Annotated in this window: 14 protein-coding genes and 5 pseudogenes; 6 read left to right on the forward strand and 13 right to left on the reverse strand. The window is 31.1% G+C overall.

The window, feature by feature from the left end; all coding sequences use genetic code 11:
* Window positions 1-70 precede the first annotated feature (70 nt).
* From AC0L5U_RS01870 to AC0L5U_RS01930, 13 genes and pseudogenes are all read right to left on the reverse strand, one after another.
* A complete protein-coding gene (locus AC0L5U_RS01870; RefSeq protein ID WP_473414409.1) occupies window positions 71-445 on the reverse strand; it encodes a hypothetical protein in 375 nt (124 codons plus the stop codon).
* Entirely contained in the window at window positions 379-696 is a 318-nt protein-coding gene (locus AC0L5U_RS01875) for a DUF349 domain-containing protein (protein ID WP_473414410.1), read from the reverse strand. Before AC0L5U_RS01875 ends, AC0L5U_RS01870 begins: the two co-directional genes overlap by 67 nt.
* Window positions 697-705: 9 nt before the next feature.
* Window positions 706-783 (reverse strand): annotated as a pseudogene (locus AC0L5U_RS01880) (hypothetical protein); the annotation flags it as partial.
* A complete protein-coding gene (locus tag AC0L5U_RS01885) occupies window positions 753-1,028 on the reverse strand; it encodes a DUF349 domain-containing protein (RefSeq protein ID WP_473414411.1) in 276 nt (91 codons plus the stop codon). The pseudogene AC0L5U_RS01880 and the gene AC0L5U_RS01885, both read right to left, overlap by 31 nt.
* On the reverse strand, window positions 985-2,058 hold the full coding sequence (locus AC0L5U_RS01890; protein WP_473414412.1) for a DUF349 domain-containing protein: 1,074 nt from the start codon (window positions 2,056-2,058) through the stop codon (window positions 985-987). The genes AC0L5U_RS01885 and AC0L5U_RS01890 overlap by 44 nt, the downstream gene beginning before the upstream one ends.
* Before the next feature lie 96 nt (window positions 2,059-2,154).
* Window positions 2,155-2,897 (reverse strand): annotated as a pseudogene (locus AC0L5U_RS01895) (shikimate dehydrogenase family protein).
* Window positions 2,890-3,906 (reverse strand): DUF368 domain-containing protein, encoded by a 1,017-nt coding sequence (locus AC0L5U_RS01900; protein WP_473414413.1) that lies wholly within the window; start codon window positions 3,904-3,906, stop codon window positions 2,890-2,892. Before AC0L5U_RS01900 ends, AC0L5U_RS01895 begins: the two are co-directional and overlap by 8 nt.
* Window positions 3,906-4,835 (reverse strand): polyprenyl-phosphate transporter, encoded by a 930-nt coding sequence (locus AC0L5U_RS01905; RefSeq protein WP_473416145.1) that lies wholly within the window; start codon window positions 4,833-4,835, stop codon window positions 3,906-3,908. The genes AC0L5U_RS01900 and AC0L5U_RS01905 overlap by 1 nt, the downstream gene beginning before the upstream one ends.
* A 37-nt stretch (window positions 4,836-4,872) precedes the next feature.
* The gene (locus AC0L5U_RS01910; protein ID WP_473414414.1) at window positions 4,873-6,261 is read right to left on the reverse strand and encodes a tetratricopeptide repeat protein; all 1,389 of its coding nucleotides are present in this window, start codon (window positions 6,259-6,261) and stop codon (window positions 4,873-4,875) included.
* Window positions 6,262-6,421: 160 nt separating this feature from the next.
* Window positions 6,422-7,595, reverse strand: a pseudogene (locus AC0L5U_RS01915) (aspartate aminotransferase family protein).
* Window positions 7,592-8,746: a hypothetical protein gene (locus AC0L5U_RS01920; protein ID WP_473414415.1), complete on the reverse strand. Its 1,155-nt coding sequence runs from the start codon at window positions 8,744-8,746 to the stop codon at window positions 7,592-7,594. Before AC0L5U_RS01920 ends, AC0L5U_RS01915 begins: the two are co-directional and overlap by 4 nt.
* Before the next feature lie 2 nt (window positions 8,747-8,748).
* Window positions 8,749-9,627 carry an OstA-like protein gene (locus AC0L5U_RS01925; protein WP_473414416.1) on the reverse strand — a complete coding sequence of 293 codons (879 nt, stop codon included), beginning with the start codon at window positions 9,625-9,627 and terminating at the stop codon, window positions 8,749-8,751.
* A gap of 279 nt (window positions 9,628-9,906) precedes the next feature.
* Window positions 9,907-10,930: pseudogene (locus AC0L5U_RS01930) on the reverse strand (glutamine synthetase beta-grasp domain-containing protein).
* A gap of 270 nt (window positions 10,931-11,200) precedes the next feature.
* Between AC0L5U_RS01930 and AC0L5U_RS01935 the strand changes: the two are divergent.
* The 6 genes and pseudogenes from AC0L5U_RS01935 (at window position 11,201) to AC0L5U_RS01960 (ending at window position 18,690) form a co-directional block, all read left to right on the forward strand.
* Window positions 11,201-13,387 (forward strand): annotated as a pseudogene (locus tag AC0L5U_RS01935) (glutamine synthetase III family protein).
* A gap of 29 nt (window positions 13,388-13,416) precedes the next feature.
* A complete protein-coding gene (locus AC0L5U_RS01940; RefSeq protein WP_473414417.1) occupies window positions 13,417-15,072 on the forward strand; it encodes a sensor histidine kinase in 1,656 nt (551 codons plus the stop codon).
* Entirely contained in the window at window positions 15,069-15,701 is a 633-nt protein-coding gene (locus AC0L5U_RS01945; protein ID WP_473414418.1) for a response regulator, read from the forward strand. The genes AC0L5U_RS01940 and AC0L5U_RS01945 overlap by 4 nt, the downstream gene beginning before the upstream one ends.
* 115 nt (window positions 15,702-15,816) lie before the next feature.
* Window positions 15,817-16,122, forward strand: a complete 306-nt coding sequence (locus AC0L5U_RS01950) for a hypothetical protein (RefSeq protein WP_473414419.1) — start codon at window positions 15,817-15,819, stop codon at window positions 16,120-16,122.
* A gap of 357 nt (window positions 16,123-16,479) precedes the next feature.
* Entirely contained in the window at window positions 16,480-17,658 is a 1,179-nt protein-coding gene (locus AC0L5U_RS01955) for an AIR synthase related protein (RefSeq protein ID WP_473414420.1), read from the forward strand.
* 123 nt (window positions 17,659-17,781) lie between these two features.
* Complete coding sequence (locus tag AC0L5U_RS01960) at window positions 17,782-18,690, forward strand: DUF3078 domain-containing protein (protein WP_473414421.1); 909 nt, start codon at window positions 17,782-17,784, stop codon at window positions 18,688-18,690.
* The last annotated feature ends 58 nt before the right edge of the window (window positions 18,691-18,748 follow it).

An 18,748-nucleotide genomic window follows, 5' to 3' on the forward strand; every position in this document is an offset into this window, starting at 1 on the left:
TTAAATAAAAAAAGCATGATTTCAAATTTTGAAATCATGCTTTTTCATGAGTATAACTTCTAAAATAACTTTAGTACATTTCTTTAATTTTACTGAGTTTAGATTTCCAGAGTTTTAATTCTTCTCTGTGCTTATTAATATTTGAGTTTACTTCTTTCATTAAAGGGTTGTCATCATCAACATTAGTGAAAAATTGCAAATTGTTTTCTAGCTGATTAATTTGACTTTTAACTTCATCAATTTTTTTACGAATAAAAGAGCGTTCGTTATCTAAACTTCTATTATTGTCTTCATTTGTATTTAAAGTTTCAAGTTTAGTTTCAAACTTAATCATTTCAGCTTCTCCCTTATCAATTTTCAATTTAGAAAATAATTCATCTACAACTTTATTAAACTTACCTTCAATATAACGTTTGTCGTTTGGAACCCTGCCAATTTTTTCCACGTATTGGCATGTTCTTTAATAAGTGCTAAATCTTTATCCTTGTCTTTTGATAATTTAAGTGTTTTTAGTGTCTCTAAAAGCTCTTGCTTTTTATTAAAAGCTTCTAAAAACTCTTTGTTAGCTACATTTCTCTTAGAATGAATTCTATCAAAATAGTGGTTACAGGCTGATTTAAATTTTTTCCAAATTTTATCACTATCTCTTCTTGGGACATGCCCAATTTTTTTCCAATCACTTTGAATTTTTTTCATCAAAGGTGTAGTAACTTCAAAATCTTCACTCTCTTTATTATCTTCCGCGATTTGAACTAATTCTCTCTTTTTTGGAGATTTTGATATTGTTCTTTTTTTAAATCTTTGTAAAAAGCATTTTTACGTCTGTTAAAGTTTCTAACAGCTTCTTTAAATTTTGCCCAAGTGGCTTCATTTACTTTAATAGGTACTTTTCCAGCATTAAAAAAGTTATTACGTAGAGTTTCAATTTCTTTTATTTTCTTTTGCCAAGCGCCATGAGAGTTGCTAGTTTCATTAGTAATGGTTTCAATAGCAGCAATTATTTCTTCTTTTTCTCCAGATTTTTTCATAAACTTTATCAATCTCTTTGTAATAGAGTTGCTTTTTATCGTTTATAATTTTAGTAGCGGCCTTGAATCGCTCCCAAATTGTTTCGCGATGTTCTTTACCAACTGGACCTAGCTCTTCTTTCCATAATTTGTGCAATTCTTGTAATTCTCTAAAAGCTCTCATTGTATCATCATCCTGTGCTAATTCTTCAGCACGTTCAATAATCAATAGCTTTTTTTCAAGATTATGCTTAAAATCTAAATCGCGTAAATCTCTATTTAGGTGTAGAAAATCGTAAAATATTTCTACATGATGATGGTAACTATTCCACGCATTATTGTATTTATCCCTTGGTATTGGACCTGTATTACGCCAACGTTCTTGTAGCTCTTTAAAGTGTTTGTAGGTAGTATTTATATTTTCCTCAACATTAATCAAGCCTTTTAATTCTTCAATAATTTCGAGTTTTTGTTGTAAGTTTTGTTTAAGGTTCTGTTCTATGTTTTTATAATGGTCATTAAGTTTTCCTCTAAAATCTCTGTATGCATTTTTAAAACGTTTTTGAACAGGGGTAGAGTAGTAGAAATCGATTTCATTGCCACCATCGGCTATAAAGTCTGCCTTTTTTTCATCTATAAGCGCATTAAATTTCGTGTTGAATTCATTCTTAATACTATCTACATGACTTTTTATGGCCTGAACTTTTTCCTTTTGAACTAGTTTTTCAAGTTCAATAGCCAAGGCTTCTAGAGACATTTTCTCATACTCTTTAACCTCAATTTTATGACGATCTTTGTTGCCTTCATCTTCTGCGTCTTCTGCATTAGACTCGTCTATTTCATTGATGGCAGCATCTTCGTCTTCAGTAGAATTCTCAGTAACATCGTTGCTTTCTGAAGATTTTTCAGCAACAACTTCTTCTGATGGTTTAGTAGTTTCTGGATTGTTTTCAACTTCAGTGTTTGTGTTACTGTCCGTAGTTTCAATTTCCGAAGTCTCACTTTTTTCTTCTTTTCCGTCTGCTTTTTGCAGGTTATCTAGCTCTGACATTTTAACAAATGTTTAGGGTTCGTAATCTTTATGTCTTAAAGATACTAACAACTATAGGAATTACAAAAAAGGAAAGAGGTTTTAACTACTAATTTTTTATTTAATGATATTCCAAATTGACCATGCTTTTTCTGCTTGAAGTTTCAGCATATTTAAACCATTGATTATAATAGCTCCATTTTGTTTTCCTAGACTTAGAAATTTTGTTTCTTCTGGGTTGTAAATTAAGTCGAAAAGAATGTGTTTGTTTGTTATTGCATTATAGGGAATATCAGGACAATCCTGTATATTTGGATACGTCCCGAGAGGTGTGCAGTTTATAATGATTTGATGTTTTGAAATAATGTCCTCATTAAGGTCAGAATACATATATTTTACATGCTTAGATGCGGTTCTTGAAACATAATGGCACTTTATGTTTTTCTCCCTTAAAGTGTATAATACAGCTTTACTTGCGCCACCCGTCCCTAAAATCAATGCAGTTTTATGATGTTTTTTTAAAAAGGTTCTAATGATTTTTTGAATCCATAACAATCTGTGTTATATCCAACTAGCTTACCTTTTTTTGTAATTTTTATAGTGTTAACCGCACCAATCTCTTTTGCTTTTTTATTCAGTTTATCCAAATATGGTATTACATCTTCTTTATAGGGAATGGTAACGTTTAAGCCTTTTAAGCCTCTTGTGTTTTTTATTATTTCTGGAAATAAAGAAATATTTTCTATATCAAAATTATCATAGTTAACAGAGTTGATGTCTTCTCGCTTAAATTTATTTTTAAAATATTCTCTTGAAAAAGAGTATGAAATGTTTTTTCCTAAAAGTCCTAATTTATACATGTTTTCTTTGGTTTTGGCCATAAATTTCAAGTCCCACAACTATTGCAAAACCTAATAGAATAAACCCAATGGCGTAATATGTTTCAGAATGCAAGCTTGGTATGAATCGTTTATAGTTTTCTATAACTTTTTCCCCTCTCGAGTCTAATAGAAAATCACCATTATCCATTAGTTTATGAATTGTTTTTTTCCATGGCCATACAACTCCGAGAGAACCAATTATGAATCCAATAATTGCTGAGGTAGTAATACTTTTATAATATTTTAAGATATAGCTAAGTACATGAGAAAATGTGACTAATCCTGTAACTGAACCGAGTGTAAAAACACCAAGAACTTTAAGCATTCTAATTCGAACTTCATTTTTGACGAAACTAAAATCTCCTTGAATTAGTTCAGAAAAAGTATCATATAAAGCATTCACAGAATCGACTAAAAGCAATACATAATTTCCAAGTAAAATAAGGATGAATGAGCCTGAAAAACCAGGTAATGTCATCCCTGAAACACTTATGATACCACAAAAAAATACAAAAAGTAAATTATCATTTTCTTTTGCAGGATTCAAAAAACTGATACCTAAACCAACAATAATTCCAAGAATTAAAGTGATATAGGTTTTGCTATTCCAATCTTTAAAATCTTTATTGATATAATAAATTGAGCCAATTATCATTCCGAAGAAAACGCTCCAAACATAAAGTTCGTAGTGTAAAATAAGATAATCTAAAATTTTCGAAACACTAAAATAACTAATAATCATTCCCAGAAAAAGAAGACTGAGAAAACGACCATTTATATAATTAAAAAAGCTTTTAAACCTACCATTAATAAGAAGTTTAAACGCAGTACCATTTACTTTTTTAAGTGAATAGATAAATTCCTCATAAAATCCAGCAACAAAAGCCACCACGCCACCTGATACACCTGGAACTTTATTTGCAGCACCCATACCGAGTCCTTTTAAAACTAGAAAAATTTTGTCCTTAAAGGTTCTAGTACTTTCCATTATTGTTTTTTACTGCCTAATTTTTCAAGAATAAAAATAGTTAAAAACCCTAAAATCATTAAAATAATTGCTGTGACTAATAAATTATCACCCTGATATGAAAATGGGGATATGCTTTCTTCAAGAAATGGTACTTCGACACCATGTGAATCTGTACGATATGAAAGAACTTTTTTCCATGGCCATATTTTGTTTAAAGAACCAATTATAAAGCCTGTTAGTATGGCAAGCGTAAGATTATGATAATTTTTAAAAAGCCACTTCAGTAATTTTGAAAATGATAAAAGTCCAACTAGAGCTCCACATCCAACTATAGCAATTGTTTTTATATTTAAAGTATCTATAGCTTCTAAAATTGGTTTATAAGCGCCGAGTAGTACCAAAATAAATGCACCAGAAATACCAGGAAGAATCATGGCACATATGGCTAATGCACCTGCTAAAAATAAAAACCAACTTGAGTTTGATGAGCTAATTGAAGGAATAGTGGTAATATAATATGCTACTACAGCACCAACAATTAATCCTAAAATTATTTTTAAATCCCATGTTTTAATTTGTTTCCCAATAAAAAGAATACTTGCTAAAACTAGACCAAAAAAGAACGCCCAAATTAATATGGGATGATGCTCTAAAACCCATTTTAACCCCTTAGCTAGAGTTAAAACACTTATGGCGATTCCTGAAAATAAGGCTAGTAAAAAACTACCATTTAATTGTTTCCAAGCACTTATAAAACCATCACTTTTAAAGGTTTTAAAAAGTGAAAAATTTATATTATTTAAAGATGTAATTAACTCTTCGTAAATACCTGATATAAAAGCGATTGTTCCTCCTGAAACTCCAGGTACTACATCTGCTGCACCCATAGCAATTCCTTTAAGAGAAATAAAAAGATAATCAATAGGATTTCTTTTGCATAAATTGATTTTTTTAGAAAATCAAAGGTATACAATTTGAGTTAAATTAAGATGTAGTTTTTAATAGCGTCTTTACTTGATCACTATTTGCAAAATCTGGAAAAAGTTCATCGAGTATAAAGCTATAATCTCGATTGTTTCGAAGTCCGTTTTTTAGATAAAAAAGACCTTTTGCATTTTGATGTAATGTGAAATGAATGCCTGCTAGTCTATATTCAATTTCAGCATTTTCTGGAAAAAAATCTAAAGCTTGATTAAAGTTAAATAATGCTGCTTCTGTTTCACCTAATTTTATGAGTAAATCTCCTCTTGCAATCCAAGTATCCAATTCAAAATTACCTAGTTCTAAAGTTTTTTTATAGCCGCGTTCTGCTTCTTCTATATGATTTAAACGTTGATTTATTTGGGAGTATAATTTCCAATAATGAACATTTTCTGAGTCTATATTAATAGCTTTATTTATGTAATACAGCGCTTTTTGATAGTTATTGCTTTTTCTGTAAAACTTAGTAATAGCAATCCAGCCTTTATCCAATTGCGGGTCTTCTTCAACAGTTTTGTAATAATATTGAACCGCTAAATCTAAATTACCTAATTTTTCATAACAACGTCCAATTCTTAATAAAGCAAACGCAGTAGGGTCATCTAAGCTTAAAGTAAGGTTGTAATTTTCAATAGCTTGAGGATATTCTCCCAATTTTTCTAAAACTTTCCCGCGTTCAAGGTAAGCACCTACAAAAGTATCATCAGAAATGATGGCAAAATCAAAAGCTGCTAGTGCTTTTTTGTATAGTTTTAAAGTAACATATTGTATACCTAATTGATGCCATGCAATCTCACAATACGGGTTTTTATCTAAAAAGATATTTAAATAATCAATAGCTCCTTGATTTTGTTCTAAATAATCAAAACAATAAATAACATTATATAGTGCCGAATAGTCGTCAATGTCTTTTTCAAGACATTTCATGAAGTAGGTTTTGGCATTTTCAAATTCATCTAAAAACAAATATTCCATTCCAATTAAGGAGTAAATGTCTACCAGGTCATTAGTTAAATCTAAAGTTTGTTTTAAAACTTCAATTGCTTGTTTATGATTATCATTTTTGGATAAAATGTTTGCCTTTTGAATAAAAATTTCTTCATTATGAGGCTCAATAAAGTATAACTCATTTAAAAGTTTATCAGCTTTATCTAATTTATTTTCAAATACATGAATTTCAACTTTGAATAATCTTAAATTAGTGGAGGTTGGGTGTTGTGCTAAACCAAGTTTTATAGCTTTTTTTGCTAAAGCTATTTTTCCTTGGTTAAGGTAATGATGAATGATATTCTCAAATTCTTCAGAATCAAAAAACAAAACATGATTTGTTTTTAACATCGATTCAAATTTAGTAAGAGGTAAATTGTTGTTGTCGCTTTGACTAAACTCCATAGGCTCGTTTATGAGTGCTCTTCTACAATAATAAAAGTAATGTTCTCAAGTAATCTTTTGGAAAAGTAAGTTTGAATGTTTTTAACAAAGTAATCAACAACTAATCTTTTGTGTTGTAAAAATGAAGTATTATATATTGTAAATCAGATTGTTGAAAGTGTTATAAGATGTTTAATATAGATAAAATAATATTGCAACCTTTAGTGATTTCTTCATTAGAAATGGTTAATGGAGGAGTAATTCTTACCGCATTAGGTTCAAACAACAACCAAAAAAGGATTAAACCTTGGTCTTTACTTTGAAGAATTAAAGTATTTGCAATTTCTGGTGAAGGCATAATTAGAGCAAGCATTAGTCCTTTCCCTCTTATTTCTTTAATTAATGTATGTTTTAGTAATCTACGGATTAGTAATTCTTTTTCAAGAGCTTTTGCCATAAGGTTGCTTTCAATAACTTCACTTAAAGTAGCAAGTGCTGAAGCTGCAATAAGTGGATGTCCTCCAAATGTTGTAATATGACCTAATTTTGGATTGTCTTGTAATAAATCCATTAATTTACTTGAAGAAGTGAAAGCTCCAATTGGCATACCGCCACCTAAACCTTTGCCTGAAACTAAAATATCTGGGATGCAATCATAATTTTCAAAACCGAAAAGTTTTCCTGTTCTACCAATTCCTGGTTGAATTTCATCTAAAATTAATAAAGCTCCAACTTCGGTACAGCGTTTACGTACTTTTTTAAGTAATTTTTTTGAGGAGTGATAAAACCAGCACCACCTTGTATGGTTTCTAAAATAACACAAGCTGTTTTTTTGTGATAAAAGACAAATCGTTTTCATTATTAAATTCAATGAAGTTGATATTTGGTAATAATGGTCTAAAGGCTTGTTTGCGTTCTTCATAGCCCATAACGCTCATAGCGCCCATAGTATTGCCATGATAGGCGTTTTTTGCTGCAATAATTTCGCTACGTCCGGTTGCACGTTTAGCTAATTTTAATGCACCTTCAATAGCTTCAGTACCAGAATTTGTTAAATATGTTTTTTCTAAAGGCTTTGGTAAATATTTTGCTAAGAGTTTAGTGAGCTCAACTGCTGGTTTTTGAATATACTCACCATAAACCATGACATGTAAATATTTATCAAGTTGGTTTTTTATAGCATTGTTGATTTTGGGATGATTGTGTCCTAATGTAGTTGCAGAAACGCCCGCAACAAAATCCAAATATTGCTTATTGTTAGTATCGTAAATGTAAGAGCCATTAGCATGTGAAATTTCCATTGCTAGTGGAGTAGGGGTTGTTTGAGCTTGGTATTTTAGGAAGTCTGATATCAATTTGTTTTATCTAATTCTGCTGTCCAGAAATAAACCTCGTCATTTGGTTTAATTTTCCCAAGAATAGCTATTATATTACTGCCATCATTTTCTTTTTTGCACTCTAATACGTGCTTTGTCCATTTGTGAGTAAGAGAAATATTGAGAATTTTATAATTAGTTGAATTCCCTCCATGTTCTTTCAATTTAATTTGTACTGTTCCTTTTCCTTTTAGCCATATAGAAAAACGGAAATCACCTTCTTTTTCAAGTAAAACTTTTGCTAATTGCCCATTGTTAGAACCTTTTGTTTTTACTCGAGAAGCTGATAGTGTGTTATCTGGGGCTTTAGCAATATTTGATATAATTTTTGATTCATATTCAATCCAATCGAAAATTTCACTATAGTAATTAGCGTCATAAGTATTTAAAGCTTTCTTTTTATTCGTAGTCTTTGTCTTTTGTTGTTTGTTTTCTTCTAGAACTTTTCTAGTTGATTTTATTCTGCTAGTTAAATCTTTATCAAAAAAATCTTCTTGTGGCACATAATCCTCCAATCCTTTAATTATAGCTAATTCTAGAGGTGGATCATCTTTAAACAAATCTTCGACACTATTGGGTCGCTCTTCTTCTCGCCAGTCGAAACCTTTTAAAATTCGTTCGTTTTTTGGATATTTAGATTCGGGATAAATGTCACCGTCTACTTGATTTATTTTTCGAACTTCCTGAATGGCGTTATCTTCAATAAAAATGGTAATCAATCCAGATTTTGATTTATCAATACCTACCAATTCATTGTCTTCATTTCTAAAGTAATAAATAGACTGTGCGTTTTTAATAATATCTACCTGATTTAGTTGGTTTTTATCATCAAATAGACCAATTAACCGTTTTCCGTTTATTTGGTTAAAGCCATCACCAAGAGTGTCCTTACTGATTAAAAAAGCATGGTTAAATACAATGAGAGAATCCAATTTGTCTTTTTCAGTATCAGATTGTAAATGAATGGTGTCACCAGTCATTTGATTACCTAAATTCCACAAAATAGGCTTTCGGGCGGTTGTAAATGCTCCACTTGAACGGGCATCATTTATATTTATTAATTGTGTTAAACCACTTTCATGGTTCATATGAATAGAATCAGATTTTGCACTAATATCAGATTTATACAATTTCACATTCCTGAAAACTCGAGTAATTCTTTTTCTGGCTTACCTGTTACCATAAGTGTATCACCATGTATATAAATAGAATCTTTTTCTTGAACAGTTATGGCATAAGCGCGTTTAGTAATAAAAATAGAATCTTTAGCTTTAAAAACTTCAGCATAATGCCCTTTGACAACACTATTATTTAAAGTATCAGTTATTTTAATATTGTTTGTTGCAGAAGAGAAATTTCTATTTTGATCAAAATACAAACTATCACCAATTATTTCTTTGCCATCATAGTCAATTTTGGCATTTTTCATGGCGTATCCAATTTTTAATTCAGTATCATAAAAGCCTTTTTCACAATAGGTAACACTTTCTTCTGTAGTTATTGTTGATGGTCCGAATAAATATGCGTGCTTAGATTCATCATAAAAATCAAAGTAATCAGATTCTACTATGGCTTCTGGATTAGTGAGTATTACGTTTTCAACAAATCGATATTTCTTTTCACTCATTAGATAGCGTCCAACTTTGCTAGTTATTGTTCCTGAAGTATCAATTTTTACATTACCTCCACTTTTGTAAAATGCTTGCTGTTTTTCTCTATCAAAATACAATGTATCTGAAGTTATTTCAGAATCAGGGTTTGTTAAAACTACATCTCCACTTGCGAAAGCTAATTGAGTAATACCACTATATTCAACGTATTTTGAGGTCATATTTATAGTATCACCTTGAATCATTTTTACATTTCCGTAGGCTTCAATAATATTTTCAGTTCCATAATAATAGGCTTTATCGCACCACATGTCTGTACCTTCATGAAAAATGTGTACTTGTTCGGCATCATCACGTGTTAAAATTTTTGCTCCAGGGTAAGTTTCTTCATCAAAATTCAAAAAACCAGAATATTTAATTTCAATTTTTTGTTGCGCAAAAAATTGCTTGATGTAAAAGCTGCAATAAACAGAGCTATATAGAGTACGTTGTTTGTTTTCAAATTTGAAAATGTTTGTCGCAAAAATAACGATTAATATGATGTTTAAGTATAAGAACTTATTTTGACTTTAATTTTTAACCCTTTTTTAGGAAATGGAAAAAATGAGATATATCTTAAACCAAAAAAACGCTTCAAAATATTTTGAAGCGTTTTTTAGATTTAACTAATTTATTAAGAATTAAATCTTAGCAGATTTTACTGTTTTAATAATTCTACCTGCAATTTTGTATGGATCTCCATTAGAAGCAGGTCTTCTATCTTCTAACCAACCTTTCCAGCCTTTCTCAACTGCAATAATTGGAATACGAATAGATGCACCTTCTATCTGAAACTCCCCAAGAGAAGTCAGTAATAGCTGCAGTTTCGTGTAATCCTGTTAAACGTTGGTCGTTAAACTCACCGTAAACCTCAATATGTTCTTTAACCACAGGACGGAAAGCTTCACATATTTTCGCATAAACATCTTTATCACCACAAGTTCTTAATGTTGTGTTAGAGAAGTTGGCGTGCATACCAGAACCATTCCAATCCATATCTTTACCTAATGGTTTTGGGTGGTATTCAATGTAGTATCCGTACTTTTCAGTTAAACGGTCTAATAAATATCTAGCAATCCAAATTTCGTCACCAGCTTTTTTAGCGCCTTTTGCAAACAATTGGAATTCCCATTGTCCAGAAGCAACTTCTTGATTAATACCTTCAAAATTTAAGCCAGCATCTATACATAAATCTGCATGCTCTTCAACTAAATCTCTACCGTGTGTATTTTTTCCACCAACAGAACAGTAATACATACCTTGAGGTGCAGGATATCCACCTATAGGGAATCCTAATGGTAATTGAGTTTTAGTATCCATAATAAAATACTCTTGCTCAAAACCAAACCAGAAATCATTATCATCATCATCAATAGTCGCTCTACCATTTGATACATGCGGAGTTCCATCGGCATTTAAAACTTCAGTCATTACTAAATACCCGTTGATTCTATCAGGATCTGGATATATAGCTACAGGTTTTAATAAACAATCTGAAGATCCACCTTCAGCTTGTCTAGTTGATGATCCGTCAAAAGACCACATTCCTAATTCTTCTAATGTGCCTTTAAAGTTTTCATGTTCCTCTACTTTAGTTTTACTTCTCAAATTTTGAGTTGGGAAGTAACCATCTAACCAAAGGTATTCTAATTTGATTTTAGCCATAATTAATGATTTATTGATGTGTTATTTTTAATTTTCCAAACAAATATAAATTTTTATTGAGATACTTTGCGTTATTAGGGGTAGTTTTCATAAATCTCAATGTTATTTTTATTTATACCCTATTTTTTAAGGTATATTTTAAAAAAAGCATAGTTTTTTATGTAAATATTGAAATATTGTTAATGATAAAAATTATGATTTTAGGTCTTTCATTTATTCTTATCTATTATTTTTGTAATTTAATATTCAGATTTTTAAAACTCATTTTTAATGGCAATTTTAAGATTTCACGCACTAAAAAGAATCCATAAATTACAAATCGAATACCTTTATAGAACAAGGGAAGCGTTCCGAATTATTTGGAACTAATGTGTTTAATGAAAATACAATGCGACAGTATCTTACAAGAGATGCCTTTGTAGGTGTGCTAAGTGCGGTAAATGATGGTAATAAAATAAATAGAAATGTTGCCGATCAAGTAGCTTCTTCAATGAAAGACTGGGCTTTATCTAAAGGGGTAACACATTACACGCATTGGTTTCAGCCATTAACCGGTGTTACTGCCGAAAAGCATGATGCTTTTTTGAAACGTTAGAAAACGGTAATGCCATAGAAAAATTTGGCGGAACTCAATTAGTTCAGCAAGAGCCTGATGCTTCAAGTTTCCCTAGTGGAGGTATTAGAAATACGTTTGAAGCTCGAGGTTATACAGCTTGGGACCCAACATCTCCTGCATTTATTTATGAAACAACTTTGTGTATACCTACTATTTTTGTAGCATATACTGGCGAAGCGTTAGATTATAAAACACCTTTATTAAGAGCTTTACACGCTGTTGATAATGCAGCAACTGATGTGTGCAAATATTTTGATAAGAATGTAAAAAAGGTTACCTCTTCAATGGGTTGGGAGCAAGAATATTTTCTTCTTGACAAAAATTTAGTGGCATGTAGGCCAGATATAACATTAACTGGTAGGACTTTATTAGGACATTCTTCCGCAAAAGGACAACAGTTAGATGATCATTATTTTGGGTCAATTCCTAATCGCGCACTAAATTTTATGCGAGATTTAGAAAATCAATGCATGCTTTTAGGGATTCCTGCAAAAACACGCCATAATGAGGTAGCTCCAAATCAATTTGAATTGGCACCAATTTATGAAGAAGCAAATTTAGCTGTAGACCATAATTCACTCCTCATGGATGTTATGGGGCGTGTGGCATCCCGACATAATTTTAAAGTGTTATTACATGAAAAACCGTTTGCAAATATTAATGGTTCTGGAAAGCATAACAATTGGTCTTTATCAACCGATACCGGTGTAAACCTTTTGAAACCAGGAAAAACACCTATGAGTAATTTGCAATTCCTTACCTTTTTCATCAACACAATTAAAGCGGTTTATGAAAATGAAGAATTACTAAGAGCATCAATAGCATCAGCGAGTAACGATCATAGATTGGGTTCAACAGAAGCACCACCAGCAATTATGTCCGTGTTTATAGGAGAGCAATTAACTAAGGTGTTACAAGAGTTAGAAGGTGTTACTAAAGGTAAATTATCTCCCAAAGAAAAAACCGATTTAAAACTCAATGTAGTTGGTAAAATTCCAGATGTGTTATTAGATAATACCGATAGAAATAGAACCTCTCCATTTGCATTTACAGGTAATAAATTTGAATTTAGAGCAGTTGGTTCCACAGCAAATTGTGGAAACCCTATGACAGTTTTAAATACTATTGTAGCCAAACAATTAAAGGAGTTTAAAGCAGAAGTAGATGTTCTTGTAGATGGAAAAAATTTCAAAAAAGATGAAGCTGTTTTTAACGTTTTAAGAGAATATATTAAAGCATCAAAAGATATTTTATTCGAAGGAAATGGCTATGGCGAAGCATGGGAAAAAGAAGCAAAAAAACGAGGTTTAAGCAATAATAAAACTACACCAGAAGCATTAAAAGTGAAACTTCATAAGCGAACCATTGCCTTATTTGAAGAGATGAAAGTAATGAGCAAGATTGAAGTAGAGGCAAGGTATGAAGTCGAGATTGAAGCTTACATCAAATACATACAGATAGAAAGTAGAGTATTGGGCGACATTGCAAGAAACCATATTGTGCCTACTGCTGTTAAATACCAAAATATACTCATAGATAATGTAAAAGGCTTAAAAGAAATTTTTGATAAAGATTACAAGGCTTTGGCGAAAGAGCAAATGAACTTAATAAGAGCAATTTCCGGTCACATTGATGGTATAAACAGTAATGTCACAAAAATGATTGATGAACGTAAAAAAGCCAATAACCTATCCAATATTTCAGAAAAAGCAGAAGCTTATTGCCAAAAAGTAAAACCGTTTTTTGACGAGATTCGTTACCATTGCGATAAACTAGAATTGCTAGTGGATGATGAATTATGGCCATTAACAAAATATAGGGAATTACTATTTATTAGATAGAGAATTAATATCCAAAAGCGATATTGTTTATGAAAATCAAAACGCTAATACTAATAATAATCAACAGTCTTATTGTATTAGTGGTTGCTGTGTTATCTTTTTCTTTCTATCAGCAATTCTCAAAAGTTTTAAATGAACGTATTTTACTTCAATTAAATTCTATTAAAACGCTTAAACAAATTCAGGTTGAAAATTTAATTAAAAATGAATGGCATACGTTTTTAAATTCTGAAGTAGATTATCAAAATATTGATAGTACTACTTTTTTTGTTCCAGTTGATATAAAACATATTGAAGGAATTTATGATTTTACATCTTACCATATTAATAAAGAAACTTCTATAGGGTTTGTTTCTAATTCTGAAAAAGGAAATAAAATTAAGATACTTGATTACAATAAAATCAAAGAAATACTTCTCGAGCGAACAGGTATGGGAGAAAGCGGAGAATCTTATCTTGTTGGAGAAGATTATAGAATGCGTTCTCAGTCGAGATTTTTCCCTGATAAAATTCCTTACAGCATGATAGTTGAAACCGAGGGTGTAATCAACGCATTATCTGGAAAAAATGGAAGAGGGACGTTTGAGGATTATAGAGGTATTGATGTTTATAGTGTTTATAGTATTATTAATATTTCTAACCTCAAATTGGTAATTCTTTCAGAAATAGATGTAAGTGAAGTTACTATTCCTTTAAGAAACTTAAGATTTAGACTTCTGGGGTTAACTTTAGGTATTCTTTTTGTTGCTGTTATACTATCACTTTTTCTTACTAGAATTATCACAAACCCCATTAAAAACATGGGTAAAAGTCTGAAGGTTATGGCTGAAGGGAATTATGCTCAAGATAATCAGTATACTAAGAACTCAAGTGAAATAGCAGAAATGTTTGATGCCTTAGCAAATTTAAAAGCCTCTTTGCAAGGTGCTGTAAAGTTTTCTGAAGATATAGGAAAAATGAATCTGAATTCGAAATATACACCCAAGAGTACTCATGATATGCTTGGTAAAAGTTTAGTAATAATGAGAGATAAATTGGTGGAGTACAGAAATAATGAAGAAAACAATAGGATAATTGCTAAGCGCATGTTAGTAGATGGTCTGGAAAACGAACGGAGAAGGCTTTCTAGAGAATTGCATGATGGCGTTGGTCCATATTTAACATCCTTAAAACATTATATCGAGAATAGAGTTGAAAATGAAAATAAAAAAGCAGAAATGAAACGAATAGTAGATGATACTATTTCTGAAATCAGGTTGATGTCAAACGCATTAATGCCTTCTTCAATAGATGATTTTGGTGTTGGTATTACATTAACAAACTTTGTTGAAACTTTAAAAAAATCAACAGCCGTAACTATTCAATATGAAGATTTAACCAAACACGATCAAACTCAAATAACAAACCATCAAGGGATTAACATTTTTAGAATTTGCCAAGAGTTAATTAATAATTCATTGAAACACGCTAATGCAAAAAACATTAGAATTACACTTTCAGAATTCGATGAATTTATATCACTTTTTTATTTTGACGATGGTATTGGTTTTGATGAGAAAAATGTAAAGTTGGGTTCTGGAATTATTAATATTAAAGAACGTGTTGAAATTTGCAAAGGTAAAATTTTAATGAACTCCTCAACTGGAAATACTACTTTTGAAATTGAACTACCTGTAGAATTATGAATGAAATAAAATTAGTAATAGCTGACGATCATGAGCTTTTCCGAAAAGGATTAGCCGAGTTATTGAGAAAACATGAGGATATAATCATAGTTAAAAGTGTTGCGGATGGAAATGAGTTTATGGAGGTTATTAATAGCGATTTAGAGGTTGATATTGTACTATTGGATATCACTATGCCAAAAATGGATGGTTTTCAGGTTTTAAAAGAAATGAAAACTTTAAACTCTAGTATAAAACCTATTGTGATTTCTATGCACAACGATGGAAACTACATTGCTAAATGTGCTAAAAGCGGCGCTTATGGTTATTTGTTAAAAAATACAGATGAAGATGAATTAACCTTAGCAATACGAACCGTAAACAAAGGAAAGAAATATTTTAGTGCTGAAATTTCTGAAAAAATGATAAACTTTATGTCAACCCAAAGTGTTAGTGAACATATTTTATCAAATAAAGAAACAGAAGTGTTGGGATTAATTTCTGAAGGTTTAACTACAAAAGAAATTGCAGCTAAACTATTTGTAAGTTCTCGAACTATAGAAACCCATCGCGCAAATATTTTAAAAAAACTAGAGGTAAAAAACACCGCTGAACTTATTAAGAAATCAGCAAAACTAAATTTAATATAACTACTTTTTAAGTTTCCTTATCCGTATTTATACGGATGAAAAATGGGTAGATTCTTATACCTCTAAAACCCTAGTTTGGAGTGTAATTTTGTCATGAACCATAAAAACAATAGTCATGAAAAAAGTTGCATTAATTTTAGGATTTATTTTAATTTCTTTTGGAGTAACTGCTCAAGAGAAAAGTAATGTAAAGCGAAGTGATTTACAAGGGCCAGCATACAAAAACTACAAGCCTTGGAAACACAACACACAGCCTATTGCTTTTTATACAAACAATAAGAAAAAGGGACTTACAGGTCCTGCATATAAAAATTATAAACCGTGGAAAGACACCTCTAAAGGAGAAGCCATTTTAGTAAACACAAGCGGTAATGAAAGACAAAAGTTAAGAGGGCCAGCATACAAAAATTATAAGCCTTAGAATGATGATTCAAAAGAAGGTAATGTTGCTATAAATAAAAATAGTAATGAAAACCAAAAGTTAATAGGAGTCAACACGCAAGAATAAAGAGTATATGGATATGGTTCGATAGGCAACATGTACCAGAAGGATTGATATTGAAATAGATTAGGGTCGTGTTGCTTAATCTAACTAAATTAAAAAGCATTTGAAATTGTATTGATTTCAAATGCTTTTTTTAAATAAGTTATTTGAAAATTAGTACTATTACTATTGAATTTCTTAGTTAAAAACCCGTTGATAAAACACATTTCATAATTAATATTAAAGCTCTAAATCTTTAAAATATTCCTTTTCTTTGCATCATAATTCAACATTATGAGTCAAGAAGTTTCAAAACGATACGCGCAACGTGGTGTTTCAGCATCAAAAGAAGATGTTCACAATGCTATAAAAAATATAGATAAAGGATTATTCCCAAAGGCATTCTGTAAAATAGTACCAGATTATTTAACCAATGATGATGATTATTGTTTGATTATGCATGCTGATGGTGCTGGAACAAAATCGTCTTTAGCTTATATGTATTGGAAGGAAACAGGAGATCTTTCAGTTTGGAAAGGCATTGCTCAAGATGCGCTTATCATGAATATTGATGATTTATTGTGTGTTGGTGCAACAGATAATATCATGCTATCTTCAACCATAGGAAGGAACAAAAGTTTAATTCCTGGAGAAGTTTTGTCAGCAATTATTAACGGCACGGAAGAATTACTGGAAGATTTAAAATCGTTTGGTGTTACCATACATTCAACTGGTGGAGAAACTGCCGATGTTGGAGATTTAGTGCGTACCATAATTGTAGACTCTACAGTTACGGCAAGACTAAAACGTAGCGATGTGATTGATAATGCGAATATTAAGGCAGGAGATGTTATTGTTGGTTTAGAATCTTTTGGGCAAGCATCTTATGAAAGCGAATATAACGGCGGTATGGGAAGTAACGGATTGACATCTGCAAGACACGATGTGTTCCATAATTATTTAGCTAAAAAATACCCAGAGAGTTTTGATGCTTCAGTTCCAAGTGATTTAGTGTATTCCGGACAAAAGAAATTAACAGACGAAGTTCCTAATGCGCCAATAGATGCTGGTAAGTTGGTATTATCTCCAACACGTACTTATGCACCAATTATAAAATCTATTTTATCGAAATATCAAAGCGATACTATTCATGGTATGATTCATTGTTCGGGTGGTGCGCAAACTAAAATTCTTCATTTTATTGACAATTTGCATATTGTAAAAGATAATATGTTTCCAGTTCCGCCATTGTTTCAATTAATACAAGAGCAATCTAAAACAGACTGGAAGGAAATGTATCAAGTCTTTAATTGCGGGCATAGAATGGAATTATATGTATCTCCTGAAGTTGCAGATGATATCATTGCTATTTCAAAATCTTTCAATGTAGATGCGAAAATTGTAGGTCGTGTTGAAGCTTCAAATAAAAAGAAGCTTACAATAAAAAGTGAGTTTGGAGAGTTTACGTATTAGAAATATTATTTCAATTTACCTTTTGGAATGATTTTTGTGCAAAGTAAATTTTTCAAAAAACAACCTAACAAGCCATGAAAAAACTTCTTTTACTAGTTGTAGTATTAACAATTCAATTTAGTAATGCACAACCAGATTCTCTCTTTATTAAAGAAAAAGAAAGTCTACGATGGTCCAGTTTGGAAACAAACTCAAAAAGCTTCAGTAGATATTAGTCAGGTTAGTTTTACCAACTGGAATTCTGGAGGAACTAATTCTATTTCGGCGTTATTAGGTTATCAATATAATGCAAATTACAAAGATAAATTCTTCTTTTGGAATAATAGGGCTAGAGTTGGCTACGGTTTAAATAAACAAGATAGTAGAGAGCTTCGTAAAACGGATGATATTTTCGAAATCACTTCGAATTTGGGGTATCAACCTACTGATAATGCAAAATGGTTTTATTCAGCACGATTCAATTTTAGATCGCAATTAACCAACGGTTACAAATATCCAGATACAGATAATCCTATTTCAAGATTACTTGCTCCAGGTTACTTGTTTTTCGGTGGTGGTATGGAGTATGGGAAAAATATAGAAGAACTCTCATTTTATATTTCACCATTAACACTTAAAGCCACATTTGTTTTAGATCAGGATTTAGCAAATGCTGGCTCATTTGGAGTTGAGGCTGCTGTTTTTGATGCTGATGGTAACTTAATACGAGAAGGAAAAAATATACGTCGAGAGGTTGGAATTTTAATGACCAAAAGCTACACCATGGCGTTGGGTGAAAATATTAAAGCAACAAACCTTTTAAGTGTTTATACAGATTACATCAACAACTTTGGCAATGTTGATGTGGATTGGAGAATAAATTTCGATTTTAAAGTGAATAACTTCGTAAGAGCAACATTAGAGTCGCATTTAAAATATGATGATGATGTAAAAACTTTAGAACCAACCGCAGTAGAAGGAGAATTTGACGAAGCTGGCGCAAAAATACAATGGAAACAGTTTTTAGGCATTGGTTTCGCTGTAGATTTCTAAAACCCTCATTTATAGAATTTAGTGTTTTTTAGTTTGAATATTAATGTGCTAATGTATT

Source organism: Jejuia sp. G7-7 (genome assembly GCF_055808955.1).

Excerpts from the sequence above, each read along its gene's own strand:
- AC0L5U_RS01910 (WP_473414414.1), bottom strand. The coding sequence starts at position 6,261 with ATGGAGTTTAGTCAAAGCGACAACAACAATTTACCTCTTACTAAATTT.
- AC0L5U_RS01900 (WP_473414413.1), bottom strand. The coding sequence starts at position 3,906 with ATGGAAAGTACTAGAACCTTTAAGGACAAAATTTTTCTAGTTTTAAAA.
- AC0L5U_RS01885 (WP_473414411.1), bottom strand. The coding sequence starts at position 1,028 with ATGAAAAAATCTGGAGAAAAAGAAGAAATAATTGCTGCTATTGAAACC.
- AC0L5U_RS01960 (WP_473414421.1), top strand. The coding sequence starts at position 17,782 with ATGCACAACCAGATTCTCTCTTTATTAAAGAAAAAGAAAGTCTACGAT.
- AC0L5U_RS01890 (WP_473414412.1), bottom strand. The coding sequence starts at position 2,058 with ATGTCAGAGCTAGATAACCTGCAAAAAGCAGACGGAAAAGAAGAAAAA.
- AC0L5U_RS01875 (WP_473414410.1), bottom strand. The coding sequence starts at position 696 with ATGAAAAAAATTCAAAGTGATTGGAAAAAAATTGGGCATGTCCCAAGA.
- AC0L5U_RS01955 (WP_473414420.1), top strand. The coding sequence starts at position 16,480 with ATGAGTCAAGAAGTTTCAAAACGATACGCGCAACGTGGTGTTTCAGCA.
- AC0L5U_RS01945 (WP_473414418.1), top strand. The coding sequence starts at position 15,069 with ATGAATGAAATAAAATTAGTAATAGCTGACGATCATGAGCTTTTCCGA.
- AC0L5U_RS01940 (WP_473414417.1), top strand. The coding sequence starts at position 13,417 with ATGAAAATCAAAACGCTAATACTAATAATAATCAACAGTCTTATTGTA.
- AC0L5U_RS01950 (WP_473414419.1), top strand. The coding sequence starts at position 15,817 with ATGAAAAAAGTTGCATTAATTTTAGGATTTATTTTAATTTCTTTTGGA.